The organism is Psychrosphaera aquimarina, from assembly GCF_032461525.1.
GTDB lineage: Bacteria > Pseudomonadota > Gammaproteobacteria > Enterobacterales > Alteromonadaceae > Psychrosphaera > Psychrosphaera aquimarina.
Genome location: NZ_JAWCUA010000003.1, coordinates 492,498 through 508,897, shown reverse-complemented (window position 1 = coordinate 508,897; position 16,400 = coordinate 492,498). Strand labels below are relative to the sequence as shown.

The window sequence follows — 16,400 nt, the reverse complement described above, 5'->3', positions numbered from 1 at the left end:
ACAAAATGAAACTATTATTCGCTATTGTAATTGCAGCAGTTATCTATGCGAACTATACAATGAGTAACCCAAAAATGACCAACACAGCTATCACCCCCAATTCACATTCTATTGATTTTAGTCAAGCTGAAGAAATCAAACATTGGCGTATAACGAATGACGGGGTAATGGGTGGACGGTCACTAGGAAAGATACATTTTGAAAATGGCTATGGCATATTCTCTGGTTTCATTTCGTTAGAAAATAATGGCGGATTCAGTTCAACATTTCGCCCTATTAATCCGTTATCAAGTCACCTCAAAACGGTTTCTATTAACGTCATGGGTGATGGACTGATTTATCAACTTAGAATGATCACTATGCTAGATGGATACCGTTTATCCTATAAACACAATTTCGCCACAACTTATGGTCAACGCCAAACTATTCGATTTTTATTGAAGGATTTTCAAGCCTCGTTTCGTGGTCGAATGATTGCCAATGCACCTCTATTAGCTTCTGAAGATATTATTGAAATTGGTTTGTTAATTAATAATAAAAAACCTGAAACCTTTTCTTTATCGCTGTTCAATATGCAATTCAACTAACCTTTGATCACCAATTAATAGAATCACCCTGCCAATCTAAATAACTAGCGACTCCATCAACCTCTTGTTTATCTAGAATTGATAATAATTGAGTAGCAACAAACTCTGGCCTAAATAACTTATTTTGAGGCACGTTTGCTTGGAACGGTTTGGATAAAGGACTGTCTGTCGTACCTGGATGAAAGAGTATTAATTTTATGTTTTTTGCTCGCCGAGCTAATTCAATTGATGCGGTTTTCACCATCATATTGAGTGCTGCTTTTGATGCTCGATAACTATACCAACCACCTAAACGGTTATCACTAATGCTTCCGACCCGTGCACTTAACAACACCACTTTACACTTTACCTCGCCGGTTAAAATAGGTGTTAATTTTTGCAGCCATAACATTGGTGTTAACACATTCGCTGACATCACTTGATGAAATGCTCCAGCATCAAAATCTTCTAACCGTTTTTCCGGTTTAACCGTTTTGTTGTGCAATAAACCGTTACAGATAAAAACTCGGGTGATCGGCAGTTGACTGTTTGAATTAATTTTATCTATCGAATGCTCAATGGATGATTCGCTGTAATCCTCAACGCTGATTAATTTTACCCGTTGCAGTTGCTCAGGTGTTCTTTCATGCTGCCACTGCTCGTCAAAATGGCGGCTGAGTAATAACAAGCCGCAATTTTGTTGTTTAAGTATTTCACAAGCCAATGCTTTCGCTATTTCGCTATTTGCGCCTACGATCAGTGTTTGTTGAGTTATCATAACAAGTCCCCGAGTGACAGCTTATGGCCTTTAAACCAAAAAGCTTAGTTAGAACGGATGAAATAGGTTGTCGATATTTCGCAAAAAATAAATACACATAATGACTGAGCGTTTTTATCACCGGCCAATTTAACGGCGCGACCCAAAAGCCTTTACCTACTAATGTCCAAGCTCTATGTGTTACTTCTAAACCAAACAGGATTTTGCCTTGGTACTTACCATGCAATATTTTCATGGCGGCATCATAATCAATTTCAGGAAACCTTTGTTTAAAATTAGGCTGATGTATGTCGACTAATTCTATTAGGTTATTTTTATCGTCACGAGCCAAATGATTCATCTCGGCAACACATAATGGACAATGGCCATCATAAAATATTGTTAACATTATATTCCCGTTAATTTTAAGTGAGACATTCGAGCGCATGAAGTCGCTAAGGTTGATGTTTAGCTAATAAGCCATCTAATGGAATATCCGTTGGATGACTATCTGTTTTAGCATAACTGACACGGGACAATCTATTAGTTGAGTGGTAGCTGTCTAAACCAGAAACTGCAATGGTATCTAACGATTCAATATCAATATATCCATCGGGTTTGATTGCACTAAACTCACAAATCACATCGGTTATTTCACCTATAACTAATTGGGTGCCATTAAGCGGAATAGACATGATATCTTTGAGCAACAAAGCGTATTTAAGGCGACTTTCCTTTACAAACGGCGCGCGGGTACATTGATGTAATTCAGGGGTTAACTCGACCTGTTCAAATTCACTTTCTTGCTCTAAATAACGTGCTGAGGTTTGATGCGCCTCACGCCAAAACGATCCGCTAATTTGGTTGATGGTATAGGTTTTAGTCTGTTGAATATTATCAAGAGTATGTCTAGCTACACTGTCTGGTCTGATAATAAATCCGACCAATGCAGGTGATGCCCCTAAATGAAATACAGAACTAAAAATAGCAAGATTATGCAGGCCCGCTAGATTAGATGTACCAATCAGATTTGCGCTTTTAAACCCGGATAAACTATTGATTAGTTGTACACGGTAACGCTGATCCATTTTTGTTAAATCATCTTTATTGTAATGCTGCATCACAAATCACTTCTACCTATTAACTTAGTATTAATACGCAGAAACACTGTATAAAGATCACAACCGATAACTCGGTTCGTTTTTCATCTAAAAATATACTGGTGATGCCCCTTAAAAAATCAGACAATCCCTTGTCTGAAAAGGTTGGGTTCGGTTATTTACTTCAACATGGGTACTGATTGACCAACGACTGATGGACAACAAGTCTAAAATCAATGATATCTAAATTGTTAAGTTCTATAGACTTAGCAACGTTTGATGCCACTTGTTGTCGTTGTAGCTTTTTAGGAATACAAAAAGGGCGCTCAAAATCGCTATTCACTATTTCCCCGGACATAGTTCGTGTTCGATAAACCCGTTTAATAAAACTACTTTTATCGTCATTGGTATTTTCATGGTATTGCATTGAGGCATCTATAAAGCCGTCTATATACAACTTGCATGCGTTGACAAACTTGCCACCATCATTTTTTTGATACTCAGTACAAGACTCAATGATTTCTGATTTAAAATCTGCCGTTGCAACAAAGGATGTTAACGACAATCCAACAACAACGAACAACTGTTTAACGGTTTTAATTTTCATTTTTATCACCTGCTATTTTTAGTTTATCTGACGAACGTTTAATTAGATAAGCACCCAATACCCCTGACATTATTGAGCCGACTAACACGCCCACTTTAACTTGTGTTTGATACGCTAATCCTTGCTCTTCAAATGCTAATGAACCAATAAATAAACTCATGGTAAATCCAACACCACACAGCAAACACACACCGTATAACTGAGACCAAGTGGCATCTTTAGGTAACTTACAAAGTTTTAACTTAATGGCTGCATAACATGCTGCAAAGATCCCTAATTGTTTACCAATGAACAATCCTCCAATAATGCCCATCGACACTGGGGTAAATAATTGAGAAACAGACGTACCAATTAACTCCACTCCTGCATTAGAAAAAGCAAAGACTGGTAATACAAAAAAAGCTATCCAAGGGTGAAGGCTGTGTTCAATTTGATAAGACATGGATTCAGATTTGTCTTTAGCTATTGGTATAAAAAGAGCCACCGCAAAACCGGCTAAGGTTGCATGAACACCAGACTTTAAAACTGCAGCCCAGACAATAATGGAAACCAAAATAAATGGCGTTTTGTTGCTTAGCTCTAATCGATTAAATAACAACAGTGCGAGTAAACCTACGCTAGCGATCAACAAAGAGTTAGGGGCTAAATCTGAGGAATAAAATAGGGCTATAATGATCACTGCACCTATGTCATCAATAATGGCCACTGACAATAAAAATATTTTCAAACTAGGTGGTAAATATTTACCAAAAATAATGAATAAGCCTAGCGCAAAAGCGATATCGGTAGCTGACGGAATAGCCCACCCATTCATGGCTATCGCATCTTGATAATTTAACGCCACATAAATCAACGCAGGAAAAATAATGCCTGCTGCGGCAGCCAAAAATGGCAAAATGACTTGCTCTTTTGACGCGAGTTGTCCATACAATAGTTCCCGCTTAATTTCTAATCCGACAACAAAAAAGAATATGGCCATCAACCCATCATTTATCCATAGTACTAAAGGTTTACTGATCTCAAATGAGCCCAAAACAATGCTAACTGGAAACTCTAAGAATGAATTATAAGCGGGACTAAAAGGGCTGTTTGCTAACACAAGGGCTAACAAAGAAGCTAACACTAGAATGATGCCTGAGCTGGCATCGGTTTGTATAAAATTTTTCCACTTTATGATAAGTGCGTTCTCTGACATAACAAATCCTTAACCTTAACCTTAGTCTGTCTATTTATACTTACTCCAATGTTAATTAAAAGTCGTTATTAATTGAAAAGTCATCAACTAAAAGTTGATAATGTTGTGATACATTAGATTAAATTAATTCAGACTAGCTAATTTATGCGCTTGAACTACCACCACCTTAAGTATTTTTATGCTATTGCCAGCCACGGTAGTATTGCTAACGCCTCTGCAGCTATGCATATCACGCCTCAAACGTTAAGCTCACAGCTCCAAAAGCTAGAGCATCAATTAGGGTATAAGTTGTTTGACCGAGTAGGTAAAAAATTACAACTCAATCAAATGGGTAACGTAACTTATAATTATGCTAAGGAGATTTTTGATCTTGGTGATGAGTTAATCAATTCATTACAAAATCATTCTGAAAAGTTCTCATCAAAATTTTCAATTGGAGTTACCGATGTCATCGCTAAGGTGTTTTCATTTAATTTCTTAAAACAAATATATTCCATGGATGACAACATTAAATTGATCTGTAAAGAAACTAGCTTAGATAATTTATTAAGTGATTTAGCCATAAACAAATTAGATGCAATATTAAGCGATACTTCTCTACCACCTCATTCTGCACTTAAAGCATTTAGTCACTTTGTTGGTAAAAGTGGGATGAGTTTTTTTGCTGCTACAGAGAAAGCCAATGAATTAATCGAGGATTTTCCACAATCCCTGAATGGAGAAGGTTTCTTTACTGCGGGGGAAGGTAGCAATCAAAGGATTAGCGTACTCTCTTGGTTTGATCAGATTGGCGTAAAACCTAAAATAGTTGGTGAACTTGATGACTCAGCTCTGACCAAATATTTTTCTCAAGCAGGCTATGGTGTATGTTGTGCACCAACTATTATTGAAGAACACGTAATCAATCAATTTAACCTAAAACTAATTGGTAGAACTGATCAGGTTATGGAGCATTATTATCTTATTTCTCCAGAAAGAAAAGTTAAACACCCAGCAGTTCAAAACCTATTGTCTGAGTCAAAAAAACTATTTGTTACACCTCTAAACTAGGCTCGAACGTAAATATATGAACCATAGCGTTTATTTCCACGTATATAGAGTATTAGGATTTGTTAATCTTTAATTTTACGCAGCGTTGAATTGAAAATGATAGATAAACAGACCCTCGTCAGTTTAAAGTGATACTTTAATAACAAGGTTACAAAAAAGGTGACATATGACTTACGCAAATTATCTAGAATTATTTAATCATGTCCTCACTCACGGTGATAAAGTGGCAGACAAAACCACGTTTAACAAATTAACCGCTTGGCACGATATTGATGGGTATACCTGTTACCTTGGTTTTGAAGACGTCACTCTAACCTTGTTATTCCATAGTCGATTCACGTTCGACTATCAAAACAAAACCAACTTATCCACATTCCAAGCTGAGATTGAACAGACTTTTGCATTAATTCAACAGCAACGTTTGCGTAACAAAAGGGAAAAAGATGAACAAAGTTAGTCCCAAAACGCTGTTAAACAGTAAGTGGACCAAGTGTAAGATTAGTAACAAAGAAAAACACTTTATCATCGTTGATGTAGAGTTTAACGATGAGCAATTACTAACAAAGTGTGTCATTGAGGCAGTATTTAATAACAACCAATATGAGATTGATTGGAAAACATTAAAAGATCCTAATTTATGGAAAATTGGTTGGCAATAAAAGCATCAGGTATTGCTAATTTCTAACTCGATAAATCATTAATTTTATTCAGTATTATCATTCATTAAAAATAGTAAATAAAATTTGAATTTACCTAATTTACCCCCACTTAACTGTGATCAACATTGGGGCCAGTATGTTAATTGAATCAAAATTTAAACCAGCTTGGTGGATGACTAATCGCCACTTACAAACCATTTTACCTCGAGCGTATCCCATTACGTCTCACTTCAAACCCGCTTTTCAAGAGTTTGACCTAAGTGATGGTGATTTTGTCGAAGTCACCTGGTCACATCAAGTAAATAAGATAAAACCTAATCAACCTATCATTCTACTTTTTCATGGTTTAGAAGGTTCGTTTGATAGCTTTTATACCAAACGAATGATGAACACCTTATACCAACAAGGTTGGGTTGCCGTATTAATGCACTTTAGAGGCTGTGGAACCAAAACCAACCGCAAGGCTCAAACTTATCATTCTGGACAAACCGCTGATGTCAGTGAGTTTATTAAATATTTAAAACAAAGGCATCCCACCAATCCATTGTTCTCAATAGGGTTTTCATTAGGTGGCAATGTGCTTGCTAAATACCTTGGTGAAAGAAAAGACACGCAACTCGATGGGGCAATTGTCATCTCTGCACCATTAAATTTATCTGAATGTTCTAAAACTATTGGTCAAGGTTTTGCCAAGGTTTATCAAAAATACTTGCTGGATAAATTAAAACGCAGTACACATGCCAAGATAGATGCGTTAAATGGCGCAGATCCACTATTACTAGACAAAGAACAACTAGATAACATAGCTAACATGGGTGAGTTTGATCAACTTGTTACCGCGCCTTTAAATGGTTTTGCCAGCGCTGAAGATTATTATGAACAATCAAGTGGTAAACAGTTTTTGTCTAACATTACCGTACCAACGTTAATTATCCATGCCCTAGATGATCCATTCATGAATGAGACTGTGATCCCGAGTGAAAATGAAATGTCTGCCAGCGTGCAATTTGAGTTAAGTAAAAAAGGCGGCCACGTTGGATTCCTTACGGGTAACAACCCATTAAAACCAGAGTTTTGGTTGGAAACACGCAGCGTAAAATTCATCAATCAATTATTAACTGAGACAAAATGATAATCCCATGGCAACAAATAAGTCCAGATGCATTAAACAGTATTATTGAAGAGTTTGTAATGCGAGAGGGGACGGATTATGGTGAATCAGAAATTTCCTTTGAGCAAAAAAAATTAGAGGTAAAACAACAACTCAACAGTGGGTCAATTGTGTTAGTTTATTCCGAGTTACATGAAACTGTAAATTTAATGGCCGCTAACGACTTTAAAGGTTAACGGCTATCATCAAGTGCGATTTAATCTTATGTTAAATCGCGTAGTGATCAACCCAATCTTCTACTCTAACAGCAAATTTATCGGCTAATGGACTCCAACACCCACGTAAATCACACGCTAAAATATTATTGTCTATATCTCTTACGATAATAGCCGTTGATTCAAACTCTTCACGATCAAAGTCGTGGGCAATCGACATAGAGTCATACATGTCATCTAATGTTTCATGCTCCATCGCGTCTTCTAACAAATCAAAATCAAAGTCACATTGCACAATAAAATAATGGTCATGGCGATTAGATATATATCGGCTACCAAAAGGGGCGATAGCCAATAACGTATATTTATAATGCTCTAGCTTCTGCATCTCCACTTCTGACTTCATCGTGCTGTTTTTTAGATATTCGGTAATATCACGAGCGATACACTTCATATCATCCGCAGATTGAGGGCTTAATACTTTACCATCAACGTAATCCGCTTCTTGGCCACTGAGAAGCGACATCGCACAACCAATTAAATTATTAATATCCGTGATCATAATTAAACTATTTCCTTAATCTCGTCTTGAAGTATGAGGTATGGTGATTGTCGACCAATCCAATAGTCTATCGCCGAGCACCATAAAGTCTGGGTTTAATACCGACTCTCTTTGGTTATAACTTAATGCTGCGTATTCTGAATCTAAAATACATCCACCAGCTTCTTCAACAATAACTTGGGGGGCCCCTGTATCCCATTCACCTGTTGGTCCAACACGAATATAAATATCGGCTTTGCCTTCAGCCACCAAACACGATTTTAACGCGGCACTGCCCATAGAAACAAATTCTAAAGCAATATCTGGCTTAATAAATTTAGTGATGGTTTCTAATTTTTGTACGCGGCTAATGGCAACGCGTAAATATGCATTTTTAGGGTCGACAGGCGTAGCCGACACGCTTTTGGTTTTACCATTGAATATTTTATGAGCGCCTAAACCGGATACCGCCCAAAATGTTGTTTTTGTAACTGGGGCATGAATTACACCTAATACAGGTTTACCATTTTCTATTAACGCAATATTTACCGCAAAATCTGAACGACCTGCGACAAACTCTTGTGTGCCATCTAATGGATCAATTAACCAATACCGAGTCCAAAGTGAACGTTCTGCCAGCGATATATTTTCTATCTCTTCCGACATAATTGGAATATCTGGAGTGAGTTTGCTTAACTCTGTCATCACAATTTCATTTGCCGCGTAATCTGCACTGGTAACAGGCGATTCATCTAATTTATTAAATTGCTCAAAGTCACCATCTTCAAAAAACTCTAAAATAGCCAAACCAGCAGTATTTGCTATTTCAACGGCATGTATTGCTAATTGTTCCAGTGATAATGTCACTATTAACTCCCCAACTGCATTTATTCTATTAAGGTTAGTTTTTCTTTCGCCAGATACAAGGCGGATACGCTTCTCGCCTCTGTAAAGTCCTCACGGTCTATCAACTGCTCTAAGTTATTCCACTGCCAATTCACTACCTCTAATGGCTCAGGTTCGTCTCCTACGAGGGATTCTGGATACAGGTCAAGGGCAATGTAAATATGCATGATTGAACTAAAATAACTTGGTGCCATGGATAAAGTTTTTAACTTCACCAAACGTTTTGCGCCAAAACCAATTTCTTCTTTTAATTCTCGATTAGCGGCTTGTTCTGGTGATTCACCTGGGTCGATCAACCCTTTAGGAAAACCCAATTCATAACTGTGTGTACCTGCGCAATATTCACTGACCAGTAAAAACTCATCTTGGCTCACAATCGGTACAACCATGACTGCGCCTCGGCCCGAACTTTTCATTCGTTCGTATGTGCGCTGTTCACCATTTGAAAATTCCAACTCGAGCTGCTCAATTTTAAATAAACGGCTTTGGGCTACTAATTCAGCGTTTTGAATGACAGGTAATTGCTGCTTTTTATTGTTTGTATGCTCCGACATTGATTGCCTTCTGCTAAGATCGGATACTAGACTACTACTATAACGAACAAAGTTTAAAAATCTATGCTTAATTGGTCAGATATCCACACTGTTTTACTTGATATGGACGGCACTTTACTCGATTTACATTTTGATAATCATTTTTGGATGGAGCACACCCCAAAAGCGTTAGCAAAAAAGCGTGACATTCCGCTACAACAAGCCAAAGACGAACTAAAACAACAAAACGATGCAGTGCATGGTCAACTGGAATGGTATTGCCTAGATTATTGGCAAAAAGAGCTGGATTTACCCATTGTTGAACTTAAACGTGAAATCCGACATTTAATAAAATTACGTGACGACACAATACCTTTTTTAGATGCGTTAAAAGCTGCAGGTAAAAAAGTCATTCTGGTCACGAATGCACATCCAGACTCGTTAAGTTTAAAAGTAGAAATGACACAGTTAGATAACCATATCGACCAATTAATTTCATGCCATCAGTATGGGGTAAGCAAAGAAAGTCAAAGCCTGTGGCAGCAATTACAACAAGATATAGGATTTAATAATCAACATACTTTGTTTGTCGATGACTCAAAGCCAGTATTAGCGTCTGCACAACAATTTGGAATTAAACATTTGCTGGCCGTCGCCAACCCAGACAGTAAAAAGCCTGCAAAAAATATTGAAGGTTATGTCAATACAACAGACTTTAGACTATTGATAAACGACATTAAATAAGCTGAAATCTAAGCGGGTTTAAGCAACCCAGCTTATACATTTTTTATATTAAGTACGTGTTGGGAATCCGATTCAGCTGGTGTTTCTGACTCTGAAGGTGCGTCAACTTTATCTCGGTCCGGGTTTATTTGTAACTCAAGTGTATCAACTTGTACTTCCAATTCTAATATTTTGCTATTTTGCGAGGAAACTCGGGTAACTAATCCATTAATTATTTTTTGTTTAACCGTGTCTTTAACTCTAAGTGGTAATAAATCAAATAAGTCACGAGTAACCCTAAGGGCAATGATATCTGTTTTTGCTGTTACGGTTGCGCTTCTCGCTTCATTACAAATAAAACCGACTTCACCAATGAAGTTCCCAGCGGTTGTTGTCGCTATAAACTGTTTATCCACCGAAATTTCTGCTTCACCGTTTAATAAAATATAAAAGTCAGAATCAAACTGGTTCTGTTTTATGAAAACATTACCCTGCTCAATCAACACCACTATGTTTGGTATGTTGGCCAGCATTTCTCTGTCTTTAGGTTCCAAACTTTTAAATAGTGGGATTCGATTTAAAAACTCCACTAGTTTTAATTTTGAAATATTATTTATTCTTTTCATTGGGCTTTTCTTTTCACCTAGATCCAATCAAAGTTATCAAATTACCGAGCTCATTTCGCTGTGTCTTCGATTTTAAATAATCGATAATTTATAGATAGTAACACTACAACTTAATTTTATACTTACCTTTGTTATCCATTTTACCCAGCATGCCAACACCTTGATGCACAACCGCAGGTAAACTCACGTCAGGTTTAACAAAACCATCAAATCCATACTTTTTTGCCGATTCAATTACAGCACTGCCTTCAATGCCTAATAAGTTATTACCATCAAATTTAGCAACTAACTTATTTTCTTCACATAACAAGGTTGATGTTATTGTGCCAAATGAAATTGGACCATTGATATCGGTGCCTGCTTTGACCCAAACAAACTCACCATTCAATTGTTCACAAACCGGCTCGCCTATTTGAAATACCTCAATCGTTGTTATCAATCTTCCTGCTATCACACCCACAGGTAAAGGTAAAAATGGTTTTACACCATCCGCCGGCATTCTAAAGACAAAATCACGTAATTGATGACCGGTTAGTCCTGAGGACACTGTGCCTCTTCCGCTAAGTTGTTGGCTGTTACGTGCATTACCAAACTTAATATCAAACCCTAAGTTACCATGTAATAAACTACTAAATTCAAATTGCCAACGCACATTTTCAAACAACATATTGTTGACTTGAACGGCATCAATTTCACCTTGCCAAAGTGTGCCATCTAAACCTTGATAAGCTATGTTTTTTGGTAGCGACAGTTTACTAGCCACAAGACTGATAGGTACTAATGTCAGCGTAAATAAAACAAAACTCACTATAAATAGTACGACTATTTTTACTTTACTCATTATTCTCGCCCTAGATCTAGTCTTCTGATTTTAACCATACCTAAGGTATCGGCTTTTGAAAAATCAATATTTTGAGCGTTAATGTTATGTTTAGTTTGCAACTCCGATAACCAACTCATTAAATTATTGAAACCAATTTCATTAATCCCCACTTTCACTAAATCCGTTTTTTGTGGTTGAATTCGTTCAATTACTACACCGTATTTTTTCGCGGTAGCATTGATCACTTGTGTGATAGAACTTTGGCCTGAAACGCCAGTAGCTGAAGTTTTATTAGCGGCTTTGATGATATCGATTTGTTGTTTTGCCCAACGATTAAGCTCTAATTGTTGAGTTAGTTTCTTTTCTGACTCTGTCACATTTTTATTAATGCTGGACACCACACTGATCACAATAAACACCACAAAAAATATCCCAGCGATTTTAACTAAGCGCTGTTCGTTTTCTGTTTTACTGTTAAGCCAAGTGTTAATAATTTGTTTTAACTTATCCATTACTTGGCCTCCTCAATACTTAATGAACCTGAAACGGTATTGCCTTCATTATTCACGGCACCTTGTTTCACTGATAATCCTAACTTTTCAATGTCGGTTTTAAATTGTTCAAATTGTTGAAAAGAAGGCGCTGAGGCGTTTAATCTAAGTTCGCCACGTTTATCGTCGTAACGTATTGAATCAAGATTGATATTAGGGCTTTTTTTGAAGATAACCGTTAACTTAGTCATTAACTCAATAAAACCGCTTGAATCCAAATTAGTGTCGCCACCAACCGCAGCCACCTTACGTTTTAATTGTGTACGTAAAATATTTATTCTCAGTTTTTCTTTTGGAAAGGCACTTTGATACATTTGTGTTAATTCTTGTTTAGCAACATCAAGGCCGTGTGCAGCCGATTGCCACTTGGTAATTGTCATCACAAATTGAATGCTTAAGGTAATACATAATAGAATTGCAGCGGGACGCCATAAAGACCAATTTTTACTCACCGCTTTTTTCTGAGCAAAATCACCTTGTAATAGATTCCACTTCAGCGATTCAGCTTGTTGTGCCAATAACAACATAGGTAATTCTTGATCTGCCGCTGATAAGTTCACTTGTTCAGACTCAATTAAACTTGCGGTTAAATCTGCAGGTAAAGGAGAAAAGTAGTTTACTTCAATGGCCGACACCGTATTTTGACTATCTGCTCCATCTTGTTTAAGAGCGGGTATTAACTTTTCAAAATACATTGGTAGCCATGGGTCAGTTAAAAACAATCCACCCCAATTGCTTTCTCTGATCAACCAACCATTGGCATACTCTAAAATAGAAATGCTTTTACTTTCTTCACCAAACTGATGAGATAAATCGGGCAAACATAACACGTCCGGCAACATGCTTTTTACTTGGATGTTTGCTTCCGCTAACAAGGTTAACCAACGTTGCAACAAACTGCGTTTAACGATGGCGATGTTAACCCAATATTGTTCTAATTTTTTATCGTAACCGGTTTCTTCTATCGCAAAATGTAAATGTTCTATGTCTTCAGCTAATTCATCTTCTAACATGAAGGGTAATGCTTTAAGCAGTTGCCGAGTTGGTTTGCGTGGCATGAAATGACGGTGCAATCGTACGTCGGCACTATCCACGAGTACAGTAACATGACGCCCTTTTGCATATTCAGTCAATACAGATATATTGTCCTGATGGTCTAATTGCCCAGACACTATGACTTCTTTTGTGGTTTGTGACCAAACCAACCAAGGGATGCAACTTGAGCTCTGACTACTCAGTCTCAGGATTAGCTTTTCGCTCAATTCTTCCTCCAAAACGGCGTGTTATGACGTTTACGTTATAGTTATTATCTAATTGAAACACACTCGTTAAATCGAATTTAATATCATTAAAATAAGCATTGGTAATCAGTTTAAAGAAGTTACTGTTCACCGTAAATTGACTTTTATCCAGTTGTGCAATATTTGCTAATGAGCTGACTTCTTTTAGTGCAAAAAATTCAGCGATGTCATTAAACCCGTCATCCGGTCTATTTGACAAAATATCATCTACCTTAGCACGGTCAATATCTAACATTGCCATCAAATATTCAGGGTTATCGGCGTCTATGGTATTGACGTTAATCTGCAATTGATTGTTATTCGGGATCACGCATACTTTATCTTTTAGTTGCGTCATCACCATGACATCAAAACCATAAATAACACGTAACTCATTTTCATGGGCTAAATTTGAATTCGCACTCAAATACGGAAAAGCCAGCCCAGTATACATATCACCGTCATAACCTACCGCACCAGAGGGGTAATCATCTTTATCTAACCAATCAAATAAATTAACCGCTAAATCTTCATGACTAACTTCTGCCGTGATATCTAAGTTCGACAGCAATCGGACAAATAATTCTAACCGTGCTTTTTTTTCGTCATCTGCAATATCTGGGTAATATAAACTGTTTAGATTAAAACAAGACGATAAGTCTTTAATTTCACCCTCTATTAAACCATCATCAACAGGGAAACTCATACCACTGATAGCCCAAGGTTGATCAAGATTGAATACCCCTTTGTCTTTTTCTGCTGTACGTTTTAATAAGGCTTTTACAAAATTTTCCGAACTGATGGCATACCAGTACGCTTGTTGTCGCTCTAATATATTTTGCACACGTTGTACTTGAAATTTTTGCTCAGTTAAAATTTCTGTCGCTAAAATCACGCACAAGGCTATTGCCAATAATACCGACACCAATGCCACACCTTTTTGTTTGTGCTGGCTATTTTGATAACGAGGTGTGAATTTCATCATGTGGCTTTCACCACTTCAGTTTTTTTAATGATGAGAAAATTACGTTCTATTAATCCAAAAGTATCCGTCTCTAATGACAGTTTAATCGCTAAGGGTAATTCACCTTGCGCTAGCTCTTCTGTCCAAGCTTGATCTATAAAATAAGATAAAGTCATTGATTCAATATCGTTTATCAATACTTGTACTTTAGGCTCAGTGCCCATCTCATTATCGACAAAGTTAAAATACAGACGTTCCAAACGTCGTTCGACTAAGCGATACGCAACCAGTTGTAGTTCACTTCTTGGCAACACCATAGCTGGATTGGTCCAACCGTCTCTAACAAAGGCAAAACCAATACTTTCTGATTCAAACAAGTAATCGCTAACATGAAAGAATGAATCATTGGCTTCTTCACCATTGATCCTCACTTTACGTTGCGTTAATTGTGTTAAGTCATTCTCCATAATGACAAAAGCACGCTGTAAATTGGTTAACTGTGTATTCTGATTTAATACCGCCTCGTGACCATTTACGGTTGTATTCACTACGGTGTAAGTTGCTAAACCCAACATGGCAAAAATGGCTAACGACACCAACATTTCTAATAAGGTAAACCCATTAACCGCTGAAGTTTTTTTGATAAACATCATAGTTATAAGTCCTTACTGCTATCAGCATTCACACTGACATAGGTGGTTAAGGAATATATTGAGGACGTGGCTTTTTCATCGCTTGAGACAGTAACGGTAACTGCTCGTAAGTCTTCATCTTCGGTTTTTACCACTTTTTGATGCCAATACCAGGTTCTGCCAGCAAGCTCCTGCTCACCTTTTTCTTTATCTTTTGGCGGCCATTGTTTGCTGACTTGCAGTTCAACCAGTCGATTATTGGCAACCCAAGAAGCAAAAGTCATTTCTTCAATTTGACCTAAGTTGTTAGATGCCGTGCCGACCACACCTAAAATAGCACTGGCCGAATAAGCAAATATGGCTAATGCCAATAACAACTCTATTAGCGTAAAACCTTTAACTGGGTAAGTAGAGCGCACAATAGTCACGTTATAACTCTTCTATTTGTTGCGGATCATACACAGACACAGGTGCAATAAACTCACCCCTTACTTTAAATGTAATCGGGTCATCAAAGCCATTGTCATAACTAATATCAAGGTCGAAAGGGGATATTTCACCGGAAGATAAAATGAATATCTGTGGGAAGGCCAGTTTCTTTTCTTCTTCGGTTTGTTCACTTGCCTGTTCTAATTCTTCTTCATCAATCCATTTAACGGCACTTAACAAATTTTGCTCTTGCCACTCCAAACCATCTAACATTAAATCCATTTTGATGGTGGGCTCTAACTCAGTAAGTGCAAATGGCATTTCATTGATCTGTTGCCATTTTGTGCCATCAAACTGCAAAAACGCATAACTGGTTTCAGTCACGGAAAACCCTAATAAGGCGTTATTAAGGACTGCATATTCACTGGCTAAATTGATTAACGCCGCTATTTTTTTACTTTGCTGATCAACTTGATCAAATGGGTCTTGAGTTAAGTTAGGAAATTTAACCGTACTCACAACGAGTGCCATCAGCATGATCACAAGCATCAACTCAAAAAGAGTAAAACCTTTATGTTTGTTCACTTGTTATTCCTTGCCCGATGACACTGTATTCACGAGAGAAAACGTAAATTTATATACTTTTACATTCACCAATATTGGTTATAAGAAATCTTTAACGTTCCAGTTACCAATATCATCTTCTGTTCCTGCTTCGCCATCAGGGCCAACTGAAAACAGATCGTATACTCCCATCTCACCTGGGTTAACTAATTGATAGTCGTTACCCCATTTATCTTGAGGCAGTTCACTTAAAAAACCATTTTGTGGATAATTACGTGGGATTGGCTCAATTTCTGGCATAGTGACTAATGCTTCTAAACCTTGTTCCGTAGTTGGATATTGGCCTGCTTTTAATTTATACAAATCTAAAATTGATTCTAAATTTTTAATTTCAATCGCAGTGCTTTGTACTTTTGCATCATCGGCACTATCCATTAAATTGCCAACAACTAATGTCGCCATCATGCCTAAAATAGCAATAACGATCATCACCTCTAATATGGTGAAACCTTTTTGAGTTGTATTGAATTTCTTATTGTTTTTCACTTTTCCACTCCGTTTATCTTCG

The 16,400-nt window shown here is 37.2% G+C and carries 24 protein-coding genes; 7 read left to right on the top strand and 17 right to left on the bottom strand.

Annotated elements, in window-relative coordinates:
• Positions 1 to 5 precede the first annotated feature (5 nt).
• Positions 6 to 587, top strand: a complete 582-nt coding sequence (locus RT723_RS05585) for a CIA30 family protein (protein WP_315946200.1) — start codon at positions 6 to 8, stop codon at positions 585 to 587.
• Between the two features lie 7 nt (positions 588 to 594).
• Here RT723_RS05585 and RT723_RS05580 read toward each other — a convergent pair whose 3' ends face one another.
• The 5 genes from RT723_RS05580 to nhaA form a co-directional block, all read right to left on the bottom strand.
• On the bottom strand, positions 595 to 1,344 hold the full coding sequence (locus RT723_RS05580; protein WP_315946199.1) for an SDR family NAD(P)-dependent oxidoreductase: 750 nt from the start codon (positions 1,342 to 1,344) through the stop codon (positions 595 to 597).
• Positions 1,307 to 1,732: a thiol-disulfide oxidoreductase DCC family protein gene (locus tag RT723_RS05575; protein ID WP_315946198.1), complete on the bottom strand. Its 426-nt coding sequence runs from the start codon at positions 1,730 to 1,732 to the stop codon at positions 1,307 to 1,309. The genes RT723_RS05580 and RT723_RS05575 overlap by 38 nt, the downstream gene beginning before the upstream one ends.
• 46 nt (positions 1,733 to 1,778) lie before the next feature.
• On the bottom strand, positions 1,779 to 2,444 hold the full coding sequence (locus tag RT723_RS05570) for a flavin reductase family protein (RefSeq protein ID WP_315946311.1): 666 nt from the start codon (positions 2,442 to 2,444) through the stop codon (positions 1,779 to 1,781).
• A gap of 163 nt (positions 2,445 to 2,607) precedes the next feature.
• Positions 2,608 to 3,030, bottom strand: coding sequence for a Rap1a family protein (locus RT723_RS05565; protein WP_315946197.1), 423 nt, complete (start codon positions 3,028 to 3,030; stop codon positions 2,608 to 2,610).
• Complete coding sequence (gene nhaA / locus RT723_RS05560; RefSeq protein ID WP_315946196.1) at positions 3,020 to 4,225, bottom strand: Na+/H+ antiporter NhaA; 1,206 nt, start codon at positions 4,223 to 4,225, stop codon at positions 3,020 to 3,022. Before nhaA ends, RT723_RS05565 begins: the two co-directional genes overlap by 11 nt.
• Positions 4,226 to 4,369: 144 nt before the next feature.
• On the opposite strand from nhaA, the gene RT723_RS05555 reads away from it, so the two are divergent.
• The 5 genes from RT723_RS05555 to RT723_RS05535 all read left to right on the top strand — a co-directional run bounded on the left by RT723_RS05555 (position 4,370) and on the right by RT723_RS05535 (position 7,281).
• Positions 4,370 to 5,275: a LysR family transcriptional regulator gene (locus RT723_RS05555; protein ID WP_315946195.1), complete on the top strand. Its 906-nt coding sequence runs from the start codon at positions 4,370 to 4,372 to the stop codon at positions 5,273 to 5,275.
• Positions 5,276 to 5,441: 166 nt separating this feature from the next.
• Positions 5,442 to 5,732, top strand: coding sequence for a DUF3081 family protein (locus RT723_RS05550; protein ID WP_315946194.1), 291 nt, complete (start codon positions 5,442 to 5,444; stop codon positions 5,730 to 5,732).
• Complete coding sequence (locus RT723_RS05545) at positions 5,719 to 5,934, top strand: TIGR02450 family Trp-rich protein (protein ID WP_315946193.1); 216 nt, start codon at positions 5,719 to 5,721, stop codon at positions 5,932 to 5,934. Before RT723_RS05550 ends, RT723_RS05545 begins: the two co-directional genes overlap by 14 nt.
• A gap of 136 nt (positions 5,935 to 6,070) precedes the next feature.
• Positions 6,071 to 7,066, top strand: a complete 996-nt coding sequence (locus RT723_RS05540) for a hydrolase (protein ID WP_315946192.1) — start codon at positions 6,071 to 6,073, stop codon at positions 7,064 to 7,066.
• The gene (locus tag RT723_RS05535; protein ID WP_315946191.1) at positions 7,063 to 7,281 is read left to right on the top strand and encodes a YheU family protein; all 219 of its coding nucleotides are present in this window, start codon (positions 7,063 to 7,065) and stop codon (positions 7,279 to 7,281) included. The genes RT723_RS05540 and RT723_RS05535 overlap by 4 nt, the downstream gene beginning before the upstream one ends.
• Before the next feature lie 31 nt (positions 7,282 to 7,312).
• On the opposite strand, the gene RT723_RS05530 is transcribed toward RT723_RS05535, so the two are convergent.
• The 3 genes from RT723_RS05530 to nudE are packed head-to-tail and all read right to left on the bottom strand — an operon-like array spanning position 7,313 to position 9,261.
• The gene (locus tag RT723_RS05530; protein ID WP_216055182.1) at positions 7,313 to 7,822 is read right to left on the bottom strand and encodes a hypothetical protein; all 510 of its coding nucleotides are present in this window, start codon (positions 7,820 to 7,822) and stop codon (positions 7,313 to 7,315) included.
• 15 nt (positions 7,823 to 7,837) lie between these two features.
• Positions 7,838 to 8,668, bottom strand: coding sequence for a 3'(2'),5'-bisphosphate nucleotidase CysQ (cysQ, locus tag RT723_RS05525; protein ID WP_315946190.1), 831 nt, complete (start codon positions 8,666 to 8,668; stop codon positions 7,838 to 7,840).
• A gap of 20 nt (positions 8,669 to 8,688) precedes the next feature.
• On the bottom strand, positions 8,689 to 9,261 hold the full coding sequence (gene nudE, locus RT723_RS05520; protein ID WP_315946189.1) for an ADP compounds hydrolase NudE: 573 nt from the start codon (positions 9,259 to 9,261) through the stop codon (positions 8,689 to 8,691).
• 63 nt (positions 9,262 to 9,324) lie between these two features.
• Between nudE and yrfG the strand changes: the two genes are divergently transcribed.
• Complete coding sequence (yrfG, locus tag RT723_RS05515; protein WP_315946188.1) at positions 9,325 to 9,984, top strand: GMP/IMP nucleotidase; 660 nt, start codon at positions 9,325 to 9,327, stop codon at positions 9,982 to 9,984.
• 32 nt (positions 9,985 to 10,016) lie between these two features.
• On the opposite strand, the gene RT723_RS05510 is transcribed toward yrfG, so the two are convergent.
• The 9 genes from RT723_RS05510 to gspG all read right to left on the bottom strand — a co-directional run bounded on the left by RT723_RS05510 (position 10,017) and on the right by gspG (position 16,378).
• Entirely contained in the window at positions 10,017 to 10,589 is a 573-nt protein-coding gene (locus RT723_RS05510) for a cyclic nucleotide-binding domain-containing protein (protein ID WP_315946187.1), read from the bottom strand.
• A 103-nt stretch (positions 10,590 to 10,692) separates the two neighbouring features.
• The gene (locus RT723_RS05505) at positions 10,693 to 11,430 is read right to left on the bottom strand and encodes a type II secretion system protein N (protein WP_315946186.1); all 738 of its coding nucleotides are present in this window, start codon (positions 11,428 to 11,430) and stop codon (positions 10,693 to 10,695) included.
• Positions 11,430 to 11,924, bottom strand: coding sequence for a type II secretion system protein M (locus RT723_RS05500; protein ID WP_216055188.1), 495 nt, complete (start codon positions 11,922 to 11,924; stop codon positions 11,430 to 11,432). The genes RT723_RS05505 and RT723_RS05500 overlap by 1 nt, the downstream gene beginning before the upstream one ends.
• Positions 11,924 to 13,225 carry a type II secretion system protein GspL gene (gene gspL, locus RT723_RS05495; RefSeq protein WP_315946185.1) on the bottom strand — a complete coding sequence of 434 codons (1,302 nt, stop codon included), beginning with the start codon at positions 13,223 to 13,225 and terminating at the stop codon, positions 11,924 to 11,926. The genes RT723_RS05500 and gspL overlap by 1 nt, the downstream gene beginning before the upstream one ends.
• Complete coding sequence (gene gspK / locus RT723_RS05490) at positions 13,194 to 14,228, bottom strand: type II secretion system minor pseudopilin GspK (RefSeq protein ID WP_315946184.1); 1,035 nt, start codon at positions 14,226 to 14,228, stop codon at positions 13,194 to 13,196. The genes gspL and gspK overlap by 32 nt, the downstream gene beginning before the upstream one ends.
• Positions 14,225 to 14,860, bottom strand: coding sequence for a type II secretion system minor pseudopilin GspJ (gene gspJ / locus RT723_RS05485; protein ID WP_216055191.1), 636 nt, complete (start codon positions 14,858 to 14,860; stop codon positions 14,225 to 14,227). Before gspJ ends, gspK begins: the two co-directional genes overlap by 4 nt.
• Before the next feature lie 2 nt (positions 14,861 to 14,862).
• A complete protein-coding gene (gspI, locus tag RT723_RS05480; RefSeq protein WP_315946183.1) occupies positions 14,863 to 15,267 on the bottom strand; it encodes a type II secretion system minor pseudopilin GspI in 405 nt (134 codons plus the stop codon).
• Position 15,268: 1 nt separating this feature from the next.
• A complete protein-coding gene (gene gspH, locus RT723_RS05475) occupies positions 15,269 to 15,853 on the bottom strand; it encodes a type II secretion system minor pseudopilin GspH (protein WP_315946182.1) in 585 nt (194 codons plus the stop codon).
• Positions 15,854 to 15,931: 78 nt separating this feature from the next.
• Entirely contained in the window at positions 15,932 to 16,378 is a 447-nt protein-coding gene (gspG, locus tag RT723_RS05470) for a type II secretion system major pseudopilin GspG (RefSeq protein ID WP_315946181.1), read from the bottom strand.
• Positions 16,379 to 16,400: the final 22 nt, after the last annotated feature.